The organism is Limnohabitans sp. T6-5 (assembly GCF_003063315.1).
In the GTDB taxonomy this organism is placed as follows: Bacteria; Pseudomonadota; Gammaproteobacteria; order Burkholderiales; family Burkholderiaceae_C; genus Limnohabitans_A.
Genome location: NZ_NERV01000002.1, coordinates 255,543 through 273,297 on the forward strand (window position 1 = coordinate 255,543; position 17,755 = coordinate 273,297).

Below are 17,755 nucleotides of genomic sequence, written 5' to 3' on the forward strand. Positions count from 1 at the left end.
ATGTTCTGGGCCGTATGCGGTGCTCTGCTGATCAATCAGCAGTTGGCGCACGCGCAAATGCGCCAGTCCAATAGGTCGACCACCGTCATTGAATGCCTGAATAAAGCGGCTGAGCGCTACCAAATCGCACCGGAGTTGTTGGTTGCAATGGCCACACACGAAAGCGGTTTGAACCATCGAGCCATCGGCCCGGAAAACGCAAATGGCAGTGTTGACTTTGGCCTGCTTCAGATCAACAGCTTCTGGCTGCCCACGCTTTCTAAATATGGCATCGACAAACAAAAGCTGTTTGATCCCTGTGTGAACGCAGCTGTAGGCGCCTGGATCTTGGCTCAAAACTTCCAGAAGTACGGCGTGACCTGGGAGGCCGTTGGGGCTTACAACGCGTCATCAGCAAATAAACGCATCGCCTACGCAAATCGCATACATCGCACTTTGCTCAAGATTGGCAAGGCTGAGCAAAAGCAACCTGAAGGCCCCTTGCCGGTGACATTTGTAAAAACGCAGCAGCAGGCTTCAGCGGGGATGGCGGTCTACGAGATCGACGAGGGGATGGCGCATGACTGAAGAAGTTCGCGACCTTAAAACTCAGGCCGAGCGGATCATCGAATTGGACCTCAAGCAGATCCGCGGCTATTTGAATGACCCAGCCTGCCAAGAGGTCATGATCAATGACCCCAAAACCGTGTTCATCGAACGAAACGGCAAATTTGAAAAAGTCGATGTCACGTTCTCGTCTGCCACGCTGGAATCGGTCATCACGACGCTGTGCAACCTGAATACCAAGTCAAAGCAGCTGGTACTGGATTGCAGATTACCAGGCCTGAGGATTGCTGCAACATTGCCACCCATTGCTGTCCATGGGCCGTCGATATCAATTCGTCGTCATTCATCACGCCTGTTCACGTTAGAGGACTATCGGCAACAGGGTGCGTTTGATCCTGCAAAAAACCTGACTCGCGACCGCGAAAGCTTCGACAAGGACATCAGCGGCGGGGGCGCGGAGGTCATGGAGTTTTTGGCTTGGCTTGTGGCCAGTCATGAAAATTTCATGGTCACCGGCTCCACCAGTTCGGGCAAGACAGCTTTTCTCAATTGTCTCGCTCAGATGCTGCCCGTGGATGAGCGGGTCATCACCATTGAAGACACCGCAGAACTTCAGATCAAGGTCCCCAACTGGCTGGCATTCGAAGCGAATGCATCTCAAGGTGTTGATGTGCGAATGCTCGTGCGCCATGCCTTGCGCAATCGTCCAAACCGCATCTGGGTCGGGGAAGGGCGCGGGGCCGAGTTTTACGACATCTTGGATGCCTACAACACGGGCCATCCTGGCTCAGCGGTGACGTTCCACAGTGACAGCGCGAGTATGGCTTTGTCCAGACTGGAGAACATGGTGCGCGTTGCACCCGAAGCATCGAATTGGCCACTGAATGATTTGCGCCGCCAGATTGCATCAACTTTCCGTTACGTCGTGCACTGCTCGAATGTGGCGGGTAAACGCGGGCCATCTGAAATTCTTTTGATCGAAGGATTTCAAGATGACCACTACCAGACCCGCACGTTATTTCAGCGTGCAAGGTAAACCCAAAAGGAGCATCAAGATCATGAACAAGATTACGCAAATTTCTACCGCTAAGGCCTATGTCATGGCCACGTTACTGGGGTTGCTCTGCCACCCCTCAGTGGTTTCTGCCGGGGTACTGTCTAAGGGCATCTGCCGACCCTACAAGATGCTGGTGGACAACGAATTGTTCGTGGTTCTTTCAGTCGTGGCATCTGCCATTTTGCTGATTGCGTGGAAGCTGGCTCCGTCCGGCCAGTTGATGACCAGAGCCGTAGGTGTACTGGCTGCCCTGAGCATTGCGCTGAACATCGAAACCTTGATCCAAATCGTGACTGGTGTTGGATTGTTTTGCTGACTTGAACGCCATGCTGAGCACTATAGAAACCTCGGATGTCAAAAAGTCTTTGCTGACTGAGATGACCACATTTGGCGTGGACGACTGGCTTTTCGTCATCAACCTGGAAATCTTTTTGGTTCTAGCGGTTGGGCTGCGTATCCACTCTTGGTTTGTGATGACCGTGGTGCTTCACATGGTGCTCATGGTGGTGACCAAATTTCAGCCTCGCGTGTTGTTCGTCTACATCAAGTATGTACGGCAGTCTGCAGGCTATGGCTCTTGGCTCGGTGCACGAATGAAGCGCGGGCATCGACCACAGTGGTTGATGCAGGGGCGTGCCTTATGACTAGCAAAGTTTATGGCGGCTTTCGGTTTGATCCGGGACACAGCGTCGCCCAGCGCACGGAGCGATTCGAAGAAGTTGAGGGCAGCCCACTGACTGAGGTCATTCGCTGGTTGATGCCGCTCAACGAGCGTGTGATTTTGAATAAAGACGGATCACTCATGGCCTGCTTCGACTTCATCGGCAAAGACGTTGATTCATCTGACCCAGAGGATGTCAATCAAGTGCGCGCTCAACTGGTCTATGTGATGGAGCAGCTTCAAGACCTGGGTCCAACAATTACCTGGCAGGTGCGCAGAAGAATCACAAAAAAATACCCGGAGGGTATCTATCCCGATCTCATCACATCGCGGATGAACGATCTGCAGGCAGAAAAATTCATCAGTGATGTGCACTACGTCAACCGACACACGTTGATCTTGAGTCTCCCGCCTGTAGGAGGTTCGACACGGTTGCTCGGCGCCATTGCGCGAGCACAAGGGGGTGGGTTGTTCCAAATCGGCCGCATCTTGCTTGCGGGTCTCTACAAAAGCATCAAAGGCGATGATGACTTTCCCTACTCGAACATGGAGGAGGTAGAGCAGGCCTTGGTGTCATTTGACAAGGTGGTCGATACCTTTCTTGCGAGCACAGCGGGTTTGAAAACGAAGGTCATGACCGGTGCTGTGCTCGGAGGATTTTTGCAGCTGGCGTCCACACCTACCAGCGATCTGGACTGCCAAGCAGAACTGTCGATACATGGTGCATCCATGCTGGATGAAGTTCTGCCCCAGGGCGCCATCAACAATGAGTATGCGGACGTGCTGGAGTTTCAGCACAACACCAAAAAATCATGGGCTTGCTGCTACACGCTGGACTTGCGTCGGCGCGAAAAAATCGGAATGGATCTTCTGGACCAGCTGATGTCAGCGCCCTGCGAATTCACACTGTCTCAGGTCTACAAAGCGTTACCTCGAAGCAAGGGCGCAAAGGCTGTTGCAGAGGCGGAGGTTTATCACGCCAATCGGAAGTACTCGCTGAAATCCTTCGTTGCGGCTGCAGTCAGCCATGGGGACGTGTCCAGGCTGCAGACAAACGAAGCACGTGAGTCCGATGCCAACGAGGCCCGCGCTCTCAAGGAGAACATTGAAGCGGGGAAAGAGGGGGCTGGCTACTACTATGGGGTTGTGATGATTCAAGCGGCCACCACGGCAGGCCTGGAAACAGCTCAGAAAAAAGTTGAAGAGATTTTGCAGGCAGCTCGCCTGAGTCCGCGCCTGGAGGGCTTGCACAAATTCAGCAGCTTTTGCGCAACCATCCCGGGTAGCCAAGAAGAGGTTGCTCGTTGGGTCAAGATCACATCTGAAAACTTTGTCGATCTGTGCCCATCCAGAACCGTCAGTGATGGCGCTTATGTGAATGAATATCTGAGCGATTCAATGGGTGCGCCGTGTCATGCCTTGGTCGCATTCCCGACCAAATCAAAAACACCGTTTTACTACACGGGTTATGTTGGCCAGGTAGGTCATGAACTGGTGATCGGTGGAACCGGGACAGGCAAAACGGCTATCTCCACCATCCTGTGGTCACAGTTCAGAAAGTACCCCGGTGCTCGAGTTTTGGTATTCGACAAAAACTACAGCTGCCGTCCTGCCATCTACCTGCAAGGGGGCAACTACATTGACCTGAACCCAGAAAAACAAGAGGGCGCCAATCGTAAAAGAATGTCCCCTATCGCGGCCTTGATGAAGGGGGGTAGTCAGAGGCACTTGCCGTTTATTACGCGTTGGCTGGAGCTTCTGGCCAGCATGCGTGGCTACACCGTCACATCTGTGGACCGCAAAGACCTTGAAGTGGCATTGCGTGCGACGGCGGAGCTGGGCCAGGTCGAACCATCGGCTTTGCGGTTGGGAACCGTTGTCGTCAGGCTTGATGCGACGACAGAGCTTGCACAACAATTGGCGCTCTGGGTTGGCGACAGTGTGTATGCGGGCTACTACGACAACGCAAGCGATGACTTCAATATCGACCAATTGACGGGCATCGAGATGGGCAGCGTGCTGTCCAATGAGGAACTGGCAGCTCCGTTCATGATGTACGCGTTCTATCGAATTGAAGTTCGACTGAGGGACATGGGAGCACGTGAAGACGCACCGATTCCAACGCAAATCTACATCCCTGAGGCTTGGTATTTTGTGCGTCAACCGACTTTTGCCAACGAGCTGGATGAATGGCTCGTCACGCTTCGCAAGCTCGGTGCACGCATCACGCTCGATACGCAAAACCCTGACAAGCTGATTCAAAGTCCGGTGTTCGCTGCGATTCGCGACAACATTCCATCGCTGATCTTGACGCCCAATCCGAGGGCAAACACGGCATCGCTTACGCGCATGTACATCGACGAGTTGGGCTTTAGTGAACACGAACTGAATTACATCGCACGCGGCACGCCGGGTCAGGACTACTACATCAAGCAAGGTGAGATTTCCCGGCGCATCAGCATGCGCTTATCCCCTGAGCTCGTGGCCATGGTGCGTTCTGATCCAAAAGCCCAGAAGGCATTGGATCACTACATCCAAATGGGGCTTCCAGATGGCTGGCAGCAAAAGTACATCCAGGAGTTGTGCCATGAGTAAAGATAACTCAATTTTTCAGCGGTTGATCGCAGGCATTGTTCTGATCGCTCTTGGAGCTTCAGTTCAATCCGGGACGATTGCGGGGACTGGGGGGTCAACAGAAATAACCCAGATATTGAACAACTCCGAGTTGGTTGCAGGTGTTTACAAGCAGGCCGAAATGGTTGCGGAACAAGTTCAAAGCAAACTGGTTCAGCTTGATCAACTCACCTCGATGCAAACAAACTTGGAAAAGTTGCGCAGCGGCGATGTGGCATCAGTGATCAATCAGTTCCGCTCTCAAGTGCGCGCCTACCAGGACCTTAAAAACGCAACAACGGGACTGCGTGATGCGGCTGCATCTGCGAGAGCCATGTTTGAGGCCCGAGGCATTGATTTTTCTGGGTCAGGCCGCACTGATTTGCGTTCATACATCCAGTATGAATTGGAGCTCGCCAAGCGCAAGGGCGGTGTCTATAGACAGCGGCTGGACCAAGACCTCGGCGCCCTGGACAACATGCAGCAGCGGTCGCAAGAGTTTCGCCGTGTAGCTGACGAAACGGCCAACATCACTGGCAATGTCCAAGGCATTCAGCGCCTGTCACAGCTCAGTGCAATGACTGCTGGGGAGCTCATGGAACTCAAGGCTGCAGTTCTCGCTCAAAACGCAGAATCCAATCGACAGCAAATTGATGCTGTGGCCAATACCGAAGTCAAATCGGGCGTTCATGACCAAACAGTACGGGGCGCCCGCGAACGGAAAAACCGTGACAACTCAGCAACTTCTTCAAGAATTGATCCCCTGAAACCCTGGGGCAATCTTGGTGGCAATGGGTATTGATTGCCATGAACATTTTTGAAACATCTGCACTTGCGCTCGGTCGTCGGGATTTGGTCACCGGCTCTCAGATCCGTGCAACTTTCCGTTGGATGCGTCTGTATGCATCTGCATCCAACAGCGGGGTAACACTGCCTCAAGTGCCCAAGCGCGTCAGCAAGTCCTTATCACTGCTGGCATTGACCTCAGCTTTTCGCCTGGCTATTCATGAGCCTGCTGTTTTGGCGATTGGCGTTATCTGCACGCCACCAACAATTTTGTATGGACTGTGGGCTGTGGTGTTTCGCCTATTTCGGTTGATTGGAGCCTGACATGGCATTGGATGCAGGCGCAACATTACTTTCGATCTACAACGGGATCATCGCCCACGCGCAAAGCACGTCGGGCGTATTGATCGGTGATGGTCAGGACCTGGCTGGTGTGCTGCTCCTCATCACATCAGGCTGGATCGTGGTGATCTGGCTTCTCAGTGGCGATGGCTCTACGGCATTGATGGACGCATTTGGAGCGATTGCCAAATACTCCATCGTAACCATGCTTTTGGCTGGTTGGCTTGGGACGGTTGGAGGATTTTTTCAATCCAATGTCAATGACTTGTCCCTGAAAGTGGCGGGCACAAGCTCGGTGGATGGCTCAATCAATTTGATGCTTGAAGCGGCGAAAAAACTGTTTGTCTCAGCTGAGTACGACAGTCGCTCAAGCAAGTGTAAAGACGTGGAGGTCAGTGATCCCATGACCGGCACGATCAGCACCGCTGTTCAGTGTGAAAACACCACCCGTGGTGCCGAACCCACGTGGTCTGACATTTTGCTGAACTTCCCCATGGTCTTGTTCACCTGGTTGTTCAAACTGCTGGCCTTGGTATTTCTGATGCTTGCTACAGCCGCATTCTTACTGACCATCTTCATTGCCGAAGTGCTATTCGGGCTGGCGTTGACCATGGGGCCTATTTTGGTGCCATGGCTCATCTGGCAGCGCATGGAGTGGCTGTTTGATGGTTGGTTGCGCTTCACGATTGGCGCATGTCTGACCAAGGTCGTTGCCTTCTTCATGGTGGGCATCACCGCAGGAATCATCACTACAGCCAAAACGGTTGCTGACGTGGCCAACGTAAAAAGTGGCTCAGAAATGCTGGCAGTAGATGAAATGGCAGCGTTTTTGATCTGCATCTGCGCAGCAATTTCTGCATTTTTGATGTGGCAGGTGCCTGGAATCGCTCAGGGCTTGATCAGTGGATCGGGTGGGGCTACTGCTCAAAAGTTTGGGCAAAGCAGCACTGGAAAATCAGTTGGCAACTTTCCTGGTGCTGTGATTAAGGGTGGGGTCGCTCAGCTTGACGCTTTCAAGAAAGCAATGAAAGGCGGGAAATGAATATTTCAGTCGCACCACCAAATGCGATGGTGATCCTCGGCATCACGCTTCGCTTTGGAATGCCTTGCAATCTTTTCAGCCTCGGTTTCCGGCTCATAGAACGCAGGAGCGTGCTTACCCGCGATTTTTCTCAGAACGAAACCCAAGACGATGGGGATCGAAAAAATGATCAGCGCGTGAATGTAGAGATATTGCAAGAGTTCCATGACTCGCTCCAGTTGTTGTTGAACAGTGGAAAAGTGCGAGCGGCTCTCGCTGCCGAAGGGGGGAGGCTTTCAACCTCGTTGAGTCGAACTTTATTTCCTACACAAACTTTTGTCAAATTTCCACTCAGGGGCCAAGCATGACCGACCACAAGAGACCACCAGTTGGCACGCAGGAGGGGTTGGCCGCTGCTGGTGTATTCGTAGACCTGATATCAGCTCTCAAAGCCAACAACGCACGACTTGAAAAGAAGAACGGGGTGCTGATGGTCATGGTCGGATTGCTGATTGTGACGTTGATGTTTGCCATGCCCTTCAAAAAGGTTGTGCCATTTTTCTATGAGGTGGATTCAGCTACTGGGCGAGTAGCCGCTTCAGGAAAGGTCGCTGATGAACTCAAGATCAGTGACAAAAACATCGGTTTTTTCCTCCGTCTTTGGGCCGCCCGTTTGGTCGTCATCAATGCCGCCACGCTCAAACAAGGCTTGCCAGGGGCCTACAAATGGACCCGAGGGGCTGCAGCAACTGAACTCGACAACTGGATCGACAAGGTGGATCAAACCGCTACCCGCATCGGAAAGATCCCTGGATTGTCGCGTGAGCTGATTGGCACGCCTGTCGTCTCTTTCAATGAAGACCGCTCGGTAGCGTTCATTGATTTGGTCTGGGCAGAAAAGATCAATGGCGTTGAAACAGATCGCCGTCGAAAACTCTTGACCGTTGAGTTCGGCACTGTCGCAGAAAACGCATCACTGGGCTCCAAGCAAGTGTCCACGACTGCTGACGACCAGGACAACCCACTGGGCCTGGTCATTACCCACTTCACGATGAACGATCAAGAATCCAAATGAAACACGTTATTTCTTTGCTCGCCCTCACAGCGATTGTGGTTTGCAATGTCGCGGCAGCTCAGCCCAAGGATTCCAAAGATGCCCGATCTGTGGCAAAGGATCTGTGCCAATTGAGCCGTGAGAGGGGGCCGAGCTCCGACTCTGGAGTTCAGGCCAGGCCGATGCCACACGACTCCCGGTTGGTGGTCTTCGGCTATGACAAAAATGCCCTGTTTCCGGTCTACACCATCTTCAATCGGTTCACGCACTTTGAATTCCAGGATGGCGAAAAGGTGCTGTCCTCATTCCTCAATGACGAGTCCGAATGGGAGCAGAAGGTCGCCATTACTGGACAGGACATTTTTGTGCGGTCCAAGGTGCGCGGTGTCAGCGGAACAATGACCGTGATCACCTCAAAACGCCGCTATCAGATCGAATTGTTGGATGTGGCGGGTTGTCCTGATCAATCGCGTTATCAGCGGGTCTCCTGGGTCACGCACGATGGTGTTTTTGAGGCCCCCAAGGAGACTGATGATCTACCCAAGGCGCCCAAAATAGTGGGTTCTGAGTCGGGTGCTATCGCTCGTCATTCAACTGCAGACGAGGGCATGGATGACAGCATTCAGCTTTCCAAGCTAAACATGAATTACTCGATTGATGGCGATGCAGACATCAAACCAGAGCGAGTGTTTGATGACGGTTCTCGCACATGGGTCCAGTTTTCCAAGCAACTGGTGCTCAGGCCCGCGATATTTTCTGTGAGCAAAGAAGGTGTTGGCGAACCTGTCGAATACGTCCCAAGAGGTACATATTTCGTTTTGCCAAAGACCTACCTGGGCGGATTGCTTTTGAAGCTCGGAAAGCAAGAAGTTCGCATCCGAAACAAGGCGGGCAGTTGCGGGATATTTGATTCCGCGTGCCGAGAAGTTCGTACCTCCAACATCACTCGCGATTGACCATGCCAAAGCTCAAGCTGGGAACAACGCGAAAGTGGCTGCATTACGCCGGTGGCGCGATGCTCATTTTCATTGCTGTAGCACTGCTGTACCGTACGTTGACGGGTAGCACTTTGCGTGATCAAAAGCTGCAAAAGGAAGCCGAAAAAGCGTCCTTGGAACTGTCCAAAAAGCCCGCCCCGAATGCCGAGGCCTTGAGTGTGAAGTTGGAGCGTGCGCGTGAAGAAGCGGCCAATGCTGCAAAGCCTGCAACCGCCCCCGACGTGGGTGGCGCATCCAAGGACGGCCCACTCACCCCTTTGCCGCCAGTCCCTTCAGGGTCCGATAAATCAGCCAACTCGCCCAGGCTGCCCGCATCTACGCCGCCGCCTCCAAGCGATCAAGAACTTGATGCCTATGCTCAATCGAAAGACGCAAACGTCAGAGACGCCAATCGCAGACTGGCCAGCTGGGAGCAAAAGGACGACAGTACCAACTCCAAAGGCACTGGTGATAGCCCCTCGATGCGGCAGGCACCGTCAGCAGCTGGTGTGCAAAGCGGCACTCCCGCATCCAGTGCATTGCTGGATGCATATCTGAAATCACAAGGTGGCCAGGGTGCCGCACAGTCCAGTCAAGATCAATTTCGGCAGTCATTGCCAAAAGGCGTAGCAGCGCCTTTGTATTCCCAAGGCAAGCCAGGCAACCCCGAATCCCATCCACTCATGGAGGGCGACACCATACCTGTCGTGATGCGCGTAGCAGTGTCTTCGGATATTGCTGGCCCATGCCGAGCCCAGGTCTCTGAAGACATCTACGACTCGTTGACTCAGCGGTATTTGTTGATCCCGGCTGGATCACGGGTCATCTGTGCGTATGACTCTGGGGTTGTTCAGGGACAAGAAAGGCTCTTGATCGCCTTCACGCGGTTGATTTTCCCGAATGGGAGTTCCGTGGCTCTGGCGGGCATGCCAGCCGCAGACATGGAGGGTGCTATTGGTGCTCCTGCAGACGTGAACTCACGGTTTTGGCGGATCTATGGGTCTTCCCTCTTGATTGCGGCGGTCACTCGCGCCGCTGAGCAGACCGGTGGCTCTGCCTCCGTGACGATCAATACCACCGGCGCATCCGGTGTCGCAACAGCCGCAGGGGTGTTGGCGGAAACCGCCCGTAAAACACTGGAACGCAACTTGAACATCAAACCGGAGTTGCGCGTGAAACCTGGCGATGTGCTTCGAGTGGTCGTGACCCGAGACATGGTTCTTGAACCGTTTTCTCGCCGCTGATTTTTAACCAACCAAGGACCTGATCTGATATGAAACAAAAGCCCATCGCATCTGCCATTTTGGTGGCTTGCATTTTGGCCATGCCTGCCGTGCAAGCCCAGGACAAAGGTGCATTCAATTTCCGCTATCGAGTGAGTGACTCTCGCGTCAACATCTTTGATGATGGCTCCAACACGCGCCTGCAACTCCCCGAAGGCACGCTGATTCCAGCAGTCATCTCCATCAAAACCAATGGTCAAAGCATCATTGATCTTAAGCGTGATGGCTCATATTTGGTCATTCCCGGTGTCCACCAGACCCTGAAGCTGATTTGGGCAAATGGCCGGGAAATCAACGTGGTTTATGCGGGAGAAAGTACCCCAGAGCGAATGGGTGGCGCAGCGGCCTATGGAACCGTTACCCCGATCCAACAGTACGCCTCGGCGCAAAGGCCTGCTGCCGTGAGCCAGCAGCCGGATTCAGGGCAACAACGGGCAACGGAAAACGCATGGGCAGCAGCGGGGAGGGTGCCCCAATTTGCCCAGCATGTTGAAACAGTGCAGGCGTCTGCAGTACAGGCCCCTTTGCCTGGGCAATACGGCACACCAGTCACCACTGCCGCGCCCGTGGTTCCGCCTTTCAAGCTCCAGGCACCAGAAACGGTGCGTACGGCCTTGGATAGGTGGTCAAAGTCGGCTGGCTGGGCTTTTGGTCCCGAACATTACACCGTCAGCTTCGATATTCCAGTCCTGGCCAATGACGAAAACTTGGGCACCGACTTCAAAACTGCGGTGCGCCTGCTGCTCGACAGCACGGCTTTGACAGATGCCCCCATACAGCCTTGCTTCTACAGCAACAAAGTGCTGCGTGTTGTTCTTCGCTCTGAGCGTTGCGATCGTCTCTAAACCACGGAACTACAGGATTCGGTATGAACCACAAACGATTTTCAATTGCCGCATTGGCTGCGTTGACCTTGTTGAGCGGCTGCAGCGTCAAGCCTCGCGTCGTTGAGCTCACAGATCGAGCTGACCTCGATGCCAAAGGCCACACAGAACGAACCAGACAATCCATTTACGAAGCCGAACAATCACGCGTTGCCGGCCAAGATGTGAACAAACCATTTTTGACGGGCAAAAGCGTGCCACTGGCCCGCGAAGTCACGTTACCAGCCGCTTTGCGTGCCAACTTGGCCGTGACCGCACTGTTTTCGAGTGACGGGGTGGATCTGCAAACGGCCATTCGGCAAATCAGCCAGGCTTCAAAGCTTTCGATTTCCATCACGCCTGACGCACTCTTGCCTGCATCCATGTTCTCACCGCGCCTCACGGTGATGGCTGGCACCAGTTCAGTCAATCCCCCCATGGCACCCGGCTCCATTCGCACCGGTTCAGGTCAGATTTTTCTATCCGCAATTGGCGACAAAACACCCATCTACACCGTGCTGGATGAAATCGCACGCCAAGGGGGCGTCAGCTGGCGAGCTGTCGGCGGTGGCGCTGAGTTTTTCAGGACCGAAACCAAGATTTTCAAGCTCAATGCACTGGCTCATTCGGCTACAACGGCGGTGTCCCTGGGGCGCAACTCGGTGCCCAACGGCATTTTTGAAGCGGCCTCGAAAACGGGCTTTACGCTCGACAAGCAGGACCAGCTGACCGGCGTCAAAAATACGGTCGAGGCCATGCTCACCTCAGGCGGACGCGCTGTGCTTTCACCTGAGTCGCAGACACTGGTGGTGACGGATACACCTGCTTCCCTCGAAAAAATCACGGCATTCGTTGAGGAAACGAACAAAGCCATGTCGCGCCGAGTGCGGGTCATTCTGGAAACCATTGAAGTCGTGGCCAAGGACAGCTCGGAAGTTGGCCTGGACTGGAGCCTGGTCTACAAAAACCTCGCAAATACGGCTTCATTGGGCAGTCCAGCAACCCTGACGGGTAGCCAATCTGGATCAGTAGGCTTGAGTGCTCTGACCGGCAAGCTGGCGAGCAGCACCTTGATCGTCAAGGCGCTTTCCGAAGTCGGCACCGTCGTCAATCGCCGGACATTCCCGTTTGTGACAACGTCAGGTCGCCCTATTACTCAAGCACTTCGTAACACCTTCAGCTATGTGGATCAGGTGCAGGCCATACCGGCATCGGGATTGACCACTGTATCTCCGTCTCCGACCGTGAGCCAAAAAGAGGAAACCGTGGGCACATTCCTCACGTTCGTCCCCGTTGCCAAAGACTCAGGGCAGATTTTCTTGAGCATCAGCTACGACGTGACAACGGCTGATCCGCTGGTGCCATTTCCTGTCGGCAGCGCAAGCAACGGTGTGACGGTTCAGCAAAAGTCCGTGAATGGCACGGGCGTTGTTCAAGAGTTGCCCATGCGATCAGGTCAAACAGTGGTGATTGGTGCGATTGACAGTGTTTCGGGGAGTTCGACCGAGCGCCGACTGGCACCGGGCATGCCGATGCTGGCGGGGGGCTCCGATAAAGCAAGCCTTCAGAAGTCGCACACGGTACTCCTGGTGACGTGTGTCAGTGAGGATGGATTCTGAAAGGGTAGCCATGTTTTGGAAAAAACGCAGGAAGCTGATGCCGCCCCAACGTGCGGCCGCCACAGAGTCCACCAATCGAGTATTCAGCGCATTTCGTCCGCGAAAGCCCAAGAGTGCGCAAGGAGTGGCACCTGACCTGACCCTGCTGGAAGGCAGCTCGGGCAATAAAACGTTGGTGCTGGGGCTTTCATGGAAAGCGGTGGTCACAGCAGGCACTCAAAGCAAAACCAGCAGAAACGCCGCCCTCAAAGTGCGAGCGACACACATGGTGGTCGCACCTGCGATTTTGGGACTGGGGCGCTTGACCCTCAAAAGGGCTGACAACCTGGTCAGCGCTGCAATGCTGGCAGCACAACATGCCCGTGATGGCTTGTTTGCTTTGCGGCTACCAGATGAGCGTGTTTGGCTGTGCACGGTTCAGAACGGCAAACCCTCAGGGGCCGAGCTGATCATGGATTCGATTGCCGATGCCATCGAGCGCCTGCGTCAAATCAAGGACGGCGGGGTAACCCTGCCTGTCCATTCGGATCTGCAGCATGTGCCCGGTGGCTCCGAATTGCTCGCATTTGCCGACCTGATGCTCATGCCTCCAGGATCATGGGCGCGGGTTCAACAGGTGGGCGCACAAAGCCTATTCAAACGCATCCCAGTGCCCGTTCAGATCGCCTTAGGGTTGTTGGTCGTTGGATTGCTCAGCTATGAGGTTTATCTGCAGCAGCAGCAAGATGACAAGGTCTCTCAATCCCAGGCTAAAAAGTTGCGTCAAAAAGAAGAGGGGCAGCAGCTTTGGGCTGCGGTGATTGCCAAGGAACTGGGTAAACGAGCACATCACCTGGATATTCAAAAGCTGTTTGACAGTTTTCTGCCTTTGCCCGTGCAGCTTCAAGGCTGGGCATTACAAAACGCACAGTGCACTTCAAGTTTTGCAAATGAGACCAAATTATGGTCTTGCGAGGCGAGTTATTCAGCACCTGAGCCCACGACTGGAAAGTCCTTCGCTCCGAATTCCAAGGTCAACGTGCCTACAGGATTTGAAGTGGAGTATCTGCCCGCCAAGGCGCTGAAATTGACCTGGCAAGTTAAACATGCGGCTATGCCAATTGCACAGGATGCACTGGAGACGGTTAACCATCATCTCGTGCAAACCGCCTCCATCGTGCAAAGCAATCTCGGCAGTCTGATGTCTACCTCCGACATCAAGTTTGCATCCATCCAGGTGCAGCCTCCTAAATTCGAAGATGGGCGTGTCATTGACATGCCTGTCAACGCAGTTTTGCTCCAGCAAGCGAATATTTCTCTGCGTGCACGCTTCCAAGTCTTCAAGGAGTTTGTGGCATTACCAGTGGACTGGCAAACCGCACGCCTGACCATGAACCCCGGAGATCGCCCAGAGATCGTTCTGGACATGACAGGAGCCGTATATGCAAAGTAAGTCTATCTGGTGTGTGGCCTTGATGTTCGTGATGGCGCTCAGCGCTCATGGTCAGCAGTCACAGACAGTGACGATTCGGGATGTTTTATCCCAACCCGTGCAAAACAAGCAGGTGTCTCAGCCTCGGGAACAAGATAGGGTGACGGCGAGCATCACCCTTGATGCGATTTACGGTCAGTCCTCCGATCTGCGAGTGGACATGCATCTGAACGACAAGGTTTTCCGTGCGCTTTCACTGGGGGCGATTCTCAAATCAGAGACCGCTAGTTGCAAAGTGATTGCGCTGGACATGCATTCGCGTTGCGTCATCTTGGGGCAAGAAAAGAAGGCAGGGGACATTTGCCCGAAAACCGCTTGCTGGACCGGTAAAGCCTATCAGCCGAGCCTTTCGGCTTCCACCACCAAAGCGCCCTTGCTGCCGTTGCCTTATCCGCCCACGCCTGTACCTGGCGCCCTGGCCACGTCCACACAAGGAGTACGTTGATGCTCTCGATGTTTCGCGCCCCCAAGGCTCCTCAGCCTAACCAATCGGTTTTGCGCTTACCCGCATCCACCATCAGTGCCGCACAGTCTTCGGATGCCTCGTCCACGAAGCATGACGCTTTTGAAGCAGCAGCTCCGGCGGATTTTGCGGGTCTGGTTTTTGACCCTCAACCCATCACTAGCATCGAGGGCCTGACCCGCGTGGGATTTGAGGCATGCCTCAATCGCGAGCTGGATCTGGCACCGAGCCTGGCTGCCTCTATTGCTGTACTGAGCACTGACGCTACCAAGACGCGGGCAACACTGCTGGTGTCCAGGACGGCATCTGCCGATGTCGTGCGCTCTGTGCTTGAACGACTGGAGCACAGAGGCATCACACCTAATGAAACTGGTGTGCAGGCATGGTGGTGTTCAGTGACTGTACTCACCGCCGTTGTGGCCGATGACGTGTCTGCCCAGCAAACGCGGATGGTCCGTGCCCGTATGGGCGACAGTGCGCAATCGGCGTTGTGGCAATCGTTCATGGACATTGTGGAGTGGGCTCACTCCCAGGGGGCCAACGACATTGATTTCAAAATCTGCCACGCAGCGCACGAAAGTCAGGTTTTTTTCAAGATCAATGGCCGCTACATCACCATGCCCAGGTGGAGCCTGCCGACCGAGACGCTCATGTCCATGCTGGGGATTGCCTGGCAGCACAGCAAAGGCGGTGCTGGCAGCAAGTTCGAGCCCCGCCAAGAGCAGCAATGCAACGTTGATGTCACGCTGAGCACGCAATCGAGATTGCGCCTTCGCTGGGCCTCCATGGCCACCGACAAGGGTTGTACGGTGACGTTTAGGCTGCAGCCGCTTGGCAGCAGCCGTATCGTCCAAACGCTCGAAGAGGCAGGGTATTTGTCGGAACAAGTCGAAATTTTTCGACGGGTGGTGATGGGCAAAGGCGGTTTGACGACGCTGGCCGGCACGGTAGGCTCGGGCAAAACCGTCACCTTGGCGATCTTGATGGGCTTGCTGCCCCCCAACACCAAGATTGTTTCGTTTGAAGACCCAGTCGAAATTGAAAACGACAACCTGCACCAAAAGACCATTTCACGCGACCTGGTCGGTGACGATGACAGAGATTTTCAAGCGGGCGTGCGCGCATTATTTCGCTCGGCACTGGACATGTTCATGCTCGGAGAGGTGCGAGATGTGACCACCGGCAAGGTGGTTCGCGCCGTTCTTGAAAGCGGACACAGCTGCTACACCACAACACATGCGGGCAGTGCCCTGGGCATCATCTCCAAGTTCGCATCGCCTCAGGTCGGCATTCCACTGGATGTGCTGGGTGACCCCGGGATGCTGAAGCTCAACGTCTACCAAGCCTTGTTGCTGCGCAATTGCGAATGTGCTTTGACGCCTCAAGAGCTGGCCGATGATTTGCAAGGTGATGCCCTGACAAAGCACCAGCGCATGTTCGATGACATTGAAGGCCTCTATGGACTGGGGCAGGGGGTTTTTAGGGTGCGCAATCCACAAGGCTGCCCTAAATGCCGTCGCCACGGACTGGAGGCCCTGACTGGCTACTTGGGACGCACCGTGGTGGCCGAGATGATCGAGCCCGACGAAACCATGTGCGAGTTGATTTTGGCGGGTAAAAAAGTTGACCTGCAGCGGTACTGGAGAGGGTTATCAGATGGGGACCTGACTTCATCCAATCTGGTCGGCAAATCTGCCATGGAAATTGCCTTGCTCAAAGCCACAAAGGGCCTCATTGATCCCTACGAGATCGAACACCACTTTGAACCGTTTTCGACCCTGAAAGCCAAAGCTGCGTCAGAAAAAATGCTGTCAGCACGTCGACATGCTTCACGAGCCAACATCTTTGGATCAACCCCTTCATTTGTCTCCAAAAAATCCACTGAAGGCGGGGTCGCATGAACTCACTGAACACAAAGCTGGCCATGCTCTCCTTTGCACGTCAGTTGCCCGACTATTACGAAGACCTGGGATCACTGCTTGAGACTGCCAAAAATATTCGGCAGCTTGAAATTTTTCAGTCTGACGCTGCCAGGTACGAAGGCACGCCTCGGGGGCAGTTGTCGCAAATTTGGGCCGAACGGTACGAAGAACTTGGTGCTGATCTGGCCGCCACATGGGAGGGGTTTTTGCCGGACGATGATGTGGCCATCATCCGAGTTCAGCAAGATCTTGGCAGCGATGCCATTTGCGGCGCACTCAAAGACCTGGCCAAGACCGCCAAGATCAAGCGGCAATTGCAGTCAGCAGCACAGACATCTGTTGGGGTCGGCTTGCTGGCCATGGCCATTGCAGTCATTGCTGTGGCCTTCATGCCATCCTGGGGCGTAGGCGTGTTGATGCAAGCATTTGAGGTGCCTACATCCGACTGGGGACCCGTAGGCCGTCGCCTTGCCGCCTGGGCAGATTTTGTCAAGTTGTACGGCCCCTACATCGGTGTGATTTTCGCCCTTGCTCTGGCTTGGGTCGTCTGGTCACTGGATGGATGGGTAGGACCAGGCCGGGACTGGGCAGACAGAAAAATTTTGCTGTACCGCGTCTATCACGAGATGTTTGGCATCCGAGCGGCCCTGACCATGGCGACCCTCACGCGCAAAAACGCATCTGCAATGCTGACCTTGCGCTCGGCCATCGAAGTGCTTGCCAGCAGCACGACCTCTACCTGGAAAAGCTGGCAATTGCAGCGGGTCATTGACCACATTGATGCGACCGGTGCGGCTTCCGCAGAAGTGTTTGGCACTGGCATTTTCACGCAACCGATGTACTGGCGTTTGATGGATGTAACTCGGGCAAAGCCCCTGGCTGAGGCATTCGGCGTGATCGCTCAGAGCATTCAAGACTTGTGGCTGCCAAAGCTTGTGCGCCAGATGATCGTCTGGCGATGGATTTTGCTGCTCTCAGCACTCGCAGTAGTCGTTGTGCTTGTTGCAGCTTTTCAATCTACGGTCGGAGAAATGAAGACCGTGATGATGAATGCGATGACCTCGCATCAGTGATTTA

General features: G+C 54.3%; 18 protein-coding genes. 17 read left to right on the plus strand and 1 reads right to left on the minus strand.

The annotated features are described in order from the left end of the window. From B9Z51_RS06825 to B9Z51_RS06855, 8 genes are read left to right on the plus strand one after another with little or no spacing between them, the layout of a single operon-like run. A complete protein-coding gene (locus tag B9Z51_RS06825) occupies nucleotides 1-567 on the plus strand; it encodes a lytic transglycosylase domain-containing protein (protein WP_108373103.1) in 567 nt (188 codons plus the stop codon). Then, nucleotides 560-1,582: a CpaF family protein gene (locus B9Z51_RS06830; RefSeq protein ID WP_108373105.1), complete on the plus strand. Its 1,023-nt coding sequence runs from the start codon at nucleotides 560-562 to the stop codon at nucleotides 1,580-1,582. The genes B9Z51_RS06825 and B9Z51_RS06830 overlap by 8 nt, the downstream gene beginning before the upstream one ends. A 22-nt stretch (nucleotides 1,583-1,604) precedes the next feature. Continuing rightward, nucleotides 1,605-1,919: a hypothetical protein gene (locus B9Z51_RS06835; protein ID WP_146187699.1), complete on the plus strand. Its 315-nt coding sequence runs from the start codon at nucleotides 1,605-1,607 to the stop codon at nucleotides 1,917-1,919. A gap of 1 nt (nucleotide 1,920) precedes the next feature. Then, nucleotides 1,921-2,247: a hypothetical protein gene (locus B9Z51_RS06840; RefSeq protein WP_108373109.1), complete on the plus strand. Its 327-nt coding sequence runs from the start codon at nucleotides 1,921-1,923 to the stop codon at nucleotides 2,245-2,247. Beyond that, a complete protein-coding gene (locus B9Z51_RS06845) occupies nucleotides 2,244-4,859 on the plus strand; it encodes a VirB4 family type IV secretion system protein (RefSeq protein ID WP_108373111.1) in 2,616 nt (871 codons plus the stop codon). The genes B9Z51_RS06840 and B9Z51_RS06845 overlap by 4 nt, the downstream gene beginning before the upstream one ends. After that, nucleotides 4,852-5,679, plus strand: coding sequence for a hypothetical protein (locus B9Z51_RS06850; RefSeq protein ID WP_146187700.1), 828 nt, complete (start codon nucleotides 4,852-4,854; stop codon nucleotides 5,677-5,679). The genes B9Z51_RS06845 and B9Z51_RS06850 overlap by 8 nt, the downstream gene beginning before the upstream one ends. A 5-nt stretch (nucleotides 5,680-5,684) precedes the next feature. Then, nucleotides 5,685-5,987 (plus strand): hypothetical protein, encoded by a 303-nt coding sequence (locus B9Z51_RS18175; protein ID WP_146187701.1) that lies wholly within the window; start codon nucleotides 5,685-5,687, stop codon nucleotides 5,985-5,987. 1 nt (nucleotide 5,988) lies between these two features. Further along, the gene (locus B9Z51_RS06855; protein ID WP_108373115.1) at nucleotides 5,989-7,047 is read left to right on the plus strand and encodes a type IV secretion system protein; all 1,059 of its coding nucleotides are present in this window, start codon (nucleotides 5,989-5,991) and stop codon (nucleotides 7,045-7,047) included. Nucleotides 7,048-7,052: 5 nt separating this feature from the next. On the opposite strand, the gene B9Z51_RS06860 is transcribed toward B9Z51_RS06855, so the two are convergent. Beyond that, on the minus strand, nucleotides 7,053-7,253 hold the full coding sequence (locus B9Z51_RS06860; protein ID WP_108373117.1) for a hypothetical protein: 201 nt from the start codon (nucleotides 7,251-7,253) through the stop codon (nucleotides 7,053-7,055). Nucleotides 7,254-7,390: 137 nt separating this feature from the next. Here B9Z51_RS06860 and B9Z51_RS06865 point away from each other — a divergent pair, with 137 nt between their 5' ends. Genes B9Z51_RS06865 through B9Z51_RS06905 form a run of 9 tightly spaced genes read left to right on the plus strand, consistent with a single transcriptional unit; the run spans nucleotide 7,391 to nucleotide 17,751 of the window. Then, the gene (locus B9Z51_RS06865; protein WP_108373118.1) at nucleotides 7,391-8,101 is read left to right on the plus strand and encodes a VirB8/TrbF family protein; all 711 of its coding nucleotides are present in this window, start codon (nucleotides 7,391-7,393) and stop codon (nucleotides 8,099-8,101) included. Further along, nucleotides 8,098-9,036: a TrbG/VirB9 family P-type conjugative transfer protein gene (locus tag B9Z51_RS06870; protein ID WP_108373120.1), complete on the plus strand. Its 939-nt coding sequence runs from the start codon at nucleotides 8,098-8,100 to the stop codon at nucleotides 9,034-9,036. The genes B9Z51_RS06865 and B9Z51_RS06870 overlap by 4 nt, the downstream gene beginning before the upstream one ends. 2 nt (nucleotides 9,037-9,038) lie before the next feature. Then, nucleotides 9,039-10,301, plus strand: coding sequence for a TrbI/VirB10 family protein (locus B9Z51_RS06875; protein ID WP_108373122.1), 1,263 nt, complete (start codon nucleotides 9,039-9,041; stop codon nucleotides 10,299-10,301). Between the two features lie 29 nt (nucleotides 10,302-10,330). After that, nucleotides 10,331-11,185, plus strand: a complete 855-nt coding sequence (locus B9Z51_RS06880; RefSeq protein WP_108373124.1) for a TcpQ domain-containing protein — start codon at nucleotides 10,331-10,333, stop codon at nucleotides 11,183-11,185. 23 nt (nucleotides 11,186-11,208) lie between these two features. Continuing rightward, the gene (locus B9Z51_RS06885) at nucleotides 11,209-12,822 is read left to right on the plus strand and encodes a hypothetical protein (RefSeq protein ID WP_108373126.1); all 1,614 of its coding nucleotides are present in this window, start codon (nucleotides 11,209-11,211) and stop codon (nucleotides 12,820-12,822) included. Nucleotides 12,823-12,832: 10 nt separating this feature from the next. Then, the gene (locus B9Z51_RS06890) at nucleotides 12,833-14,254 is read left to right on the plus strand and encodes a hypothetical protein (protein ID WP_108373128.1); all 1,422 of its coding nucleotides are present in this window, start codon (nucleotides 12,833-12,835) and stop codon (nucleotides 14,252-14,254) included. Beyond that, nucleotides 14,244-14,738 carry a hypothetical protein gene (locus tag B9Z51_RS06895; RefSeq protein WP_108373129.1) on the plus strand — a complete coding sequence of 165 codons (495 nt, stop codon included), beginning with the start codon at nucleotides 14,244-14,246 and terminating at the stop codon, nucleotides 14,736-14,738. Before B9Z51_RS06890 ends, B9Z51_RS06895 begins: the two co-directional genes overlap by 11 nt. Then, on the plus strand, nucleotides 14,738-16,657 hold the full coding sequence (locus tag B9Z51_RS06900; protein WP_108373131.1) for an ATPase, T2SS/T4P/T4SS family: 1,920 nt from the start codon (nucleotides 14,738-14,740) through the stop codon (nucleotides 16,655-16,657). The genes B9Z51_RS06895 and B9Z51_RS06900 overlap by 1 nt, the downstream gene beginning before the upstream one ends. Beyond that, on the plus strand, nucleotides 16,654-17,751 hold the full coding sequence (locus B9Z51_RS06905) for a hypothetical protein (RefSeq protein WP_108373133.1): 1,098 nt from the start codon (nucleotides 16,654-16,656) through the stop codon (nucleotides 17,749-17,751). Before B9Z51_RS06900 ends, B9Z51_RS06905 begins: the two co-directional genes overlap by 4 nt. Nucleotides 17,752-17,755: the final 4 nt, after the last annotated feature.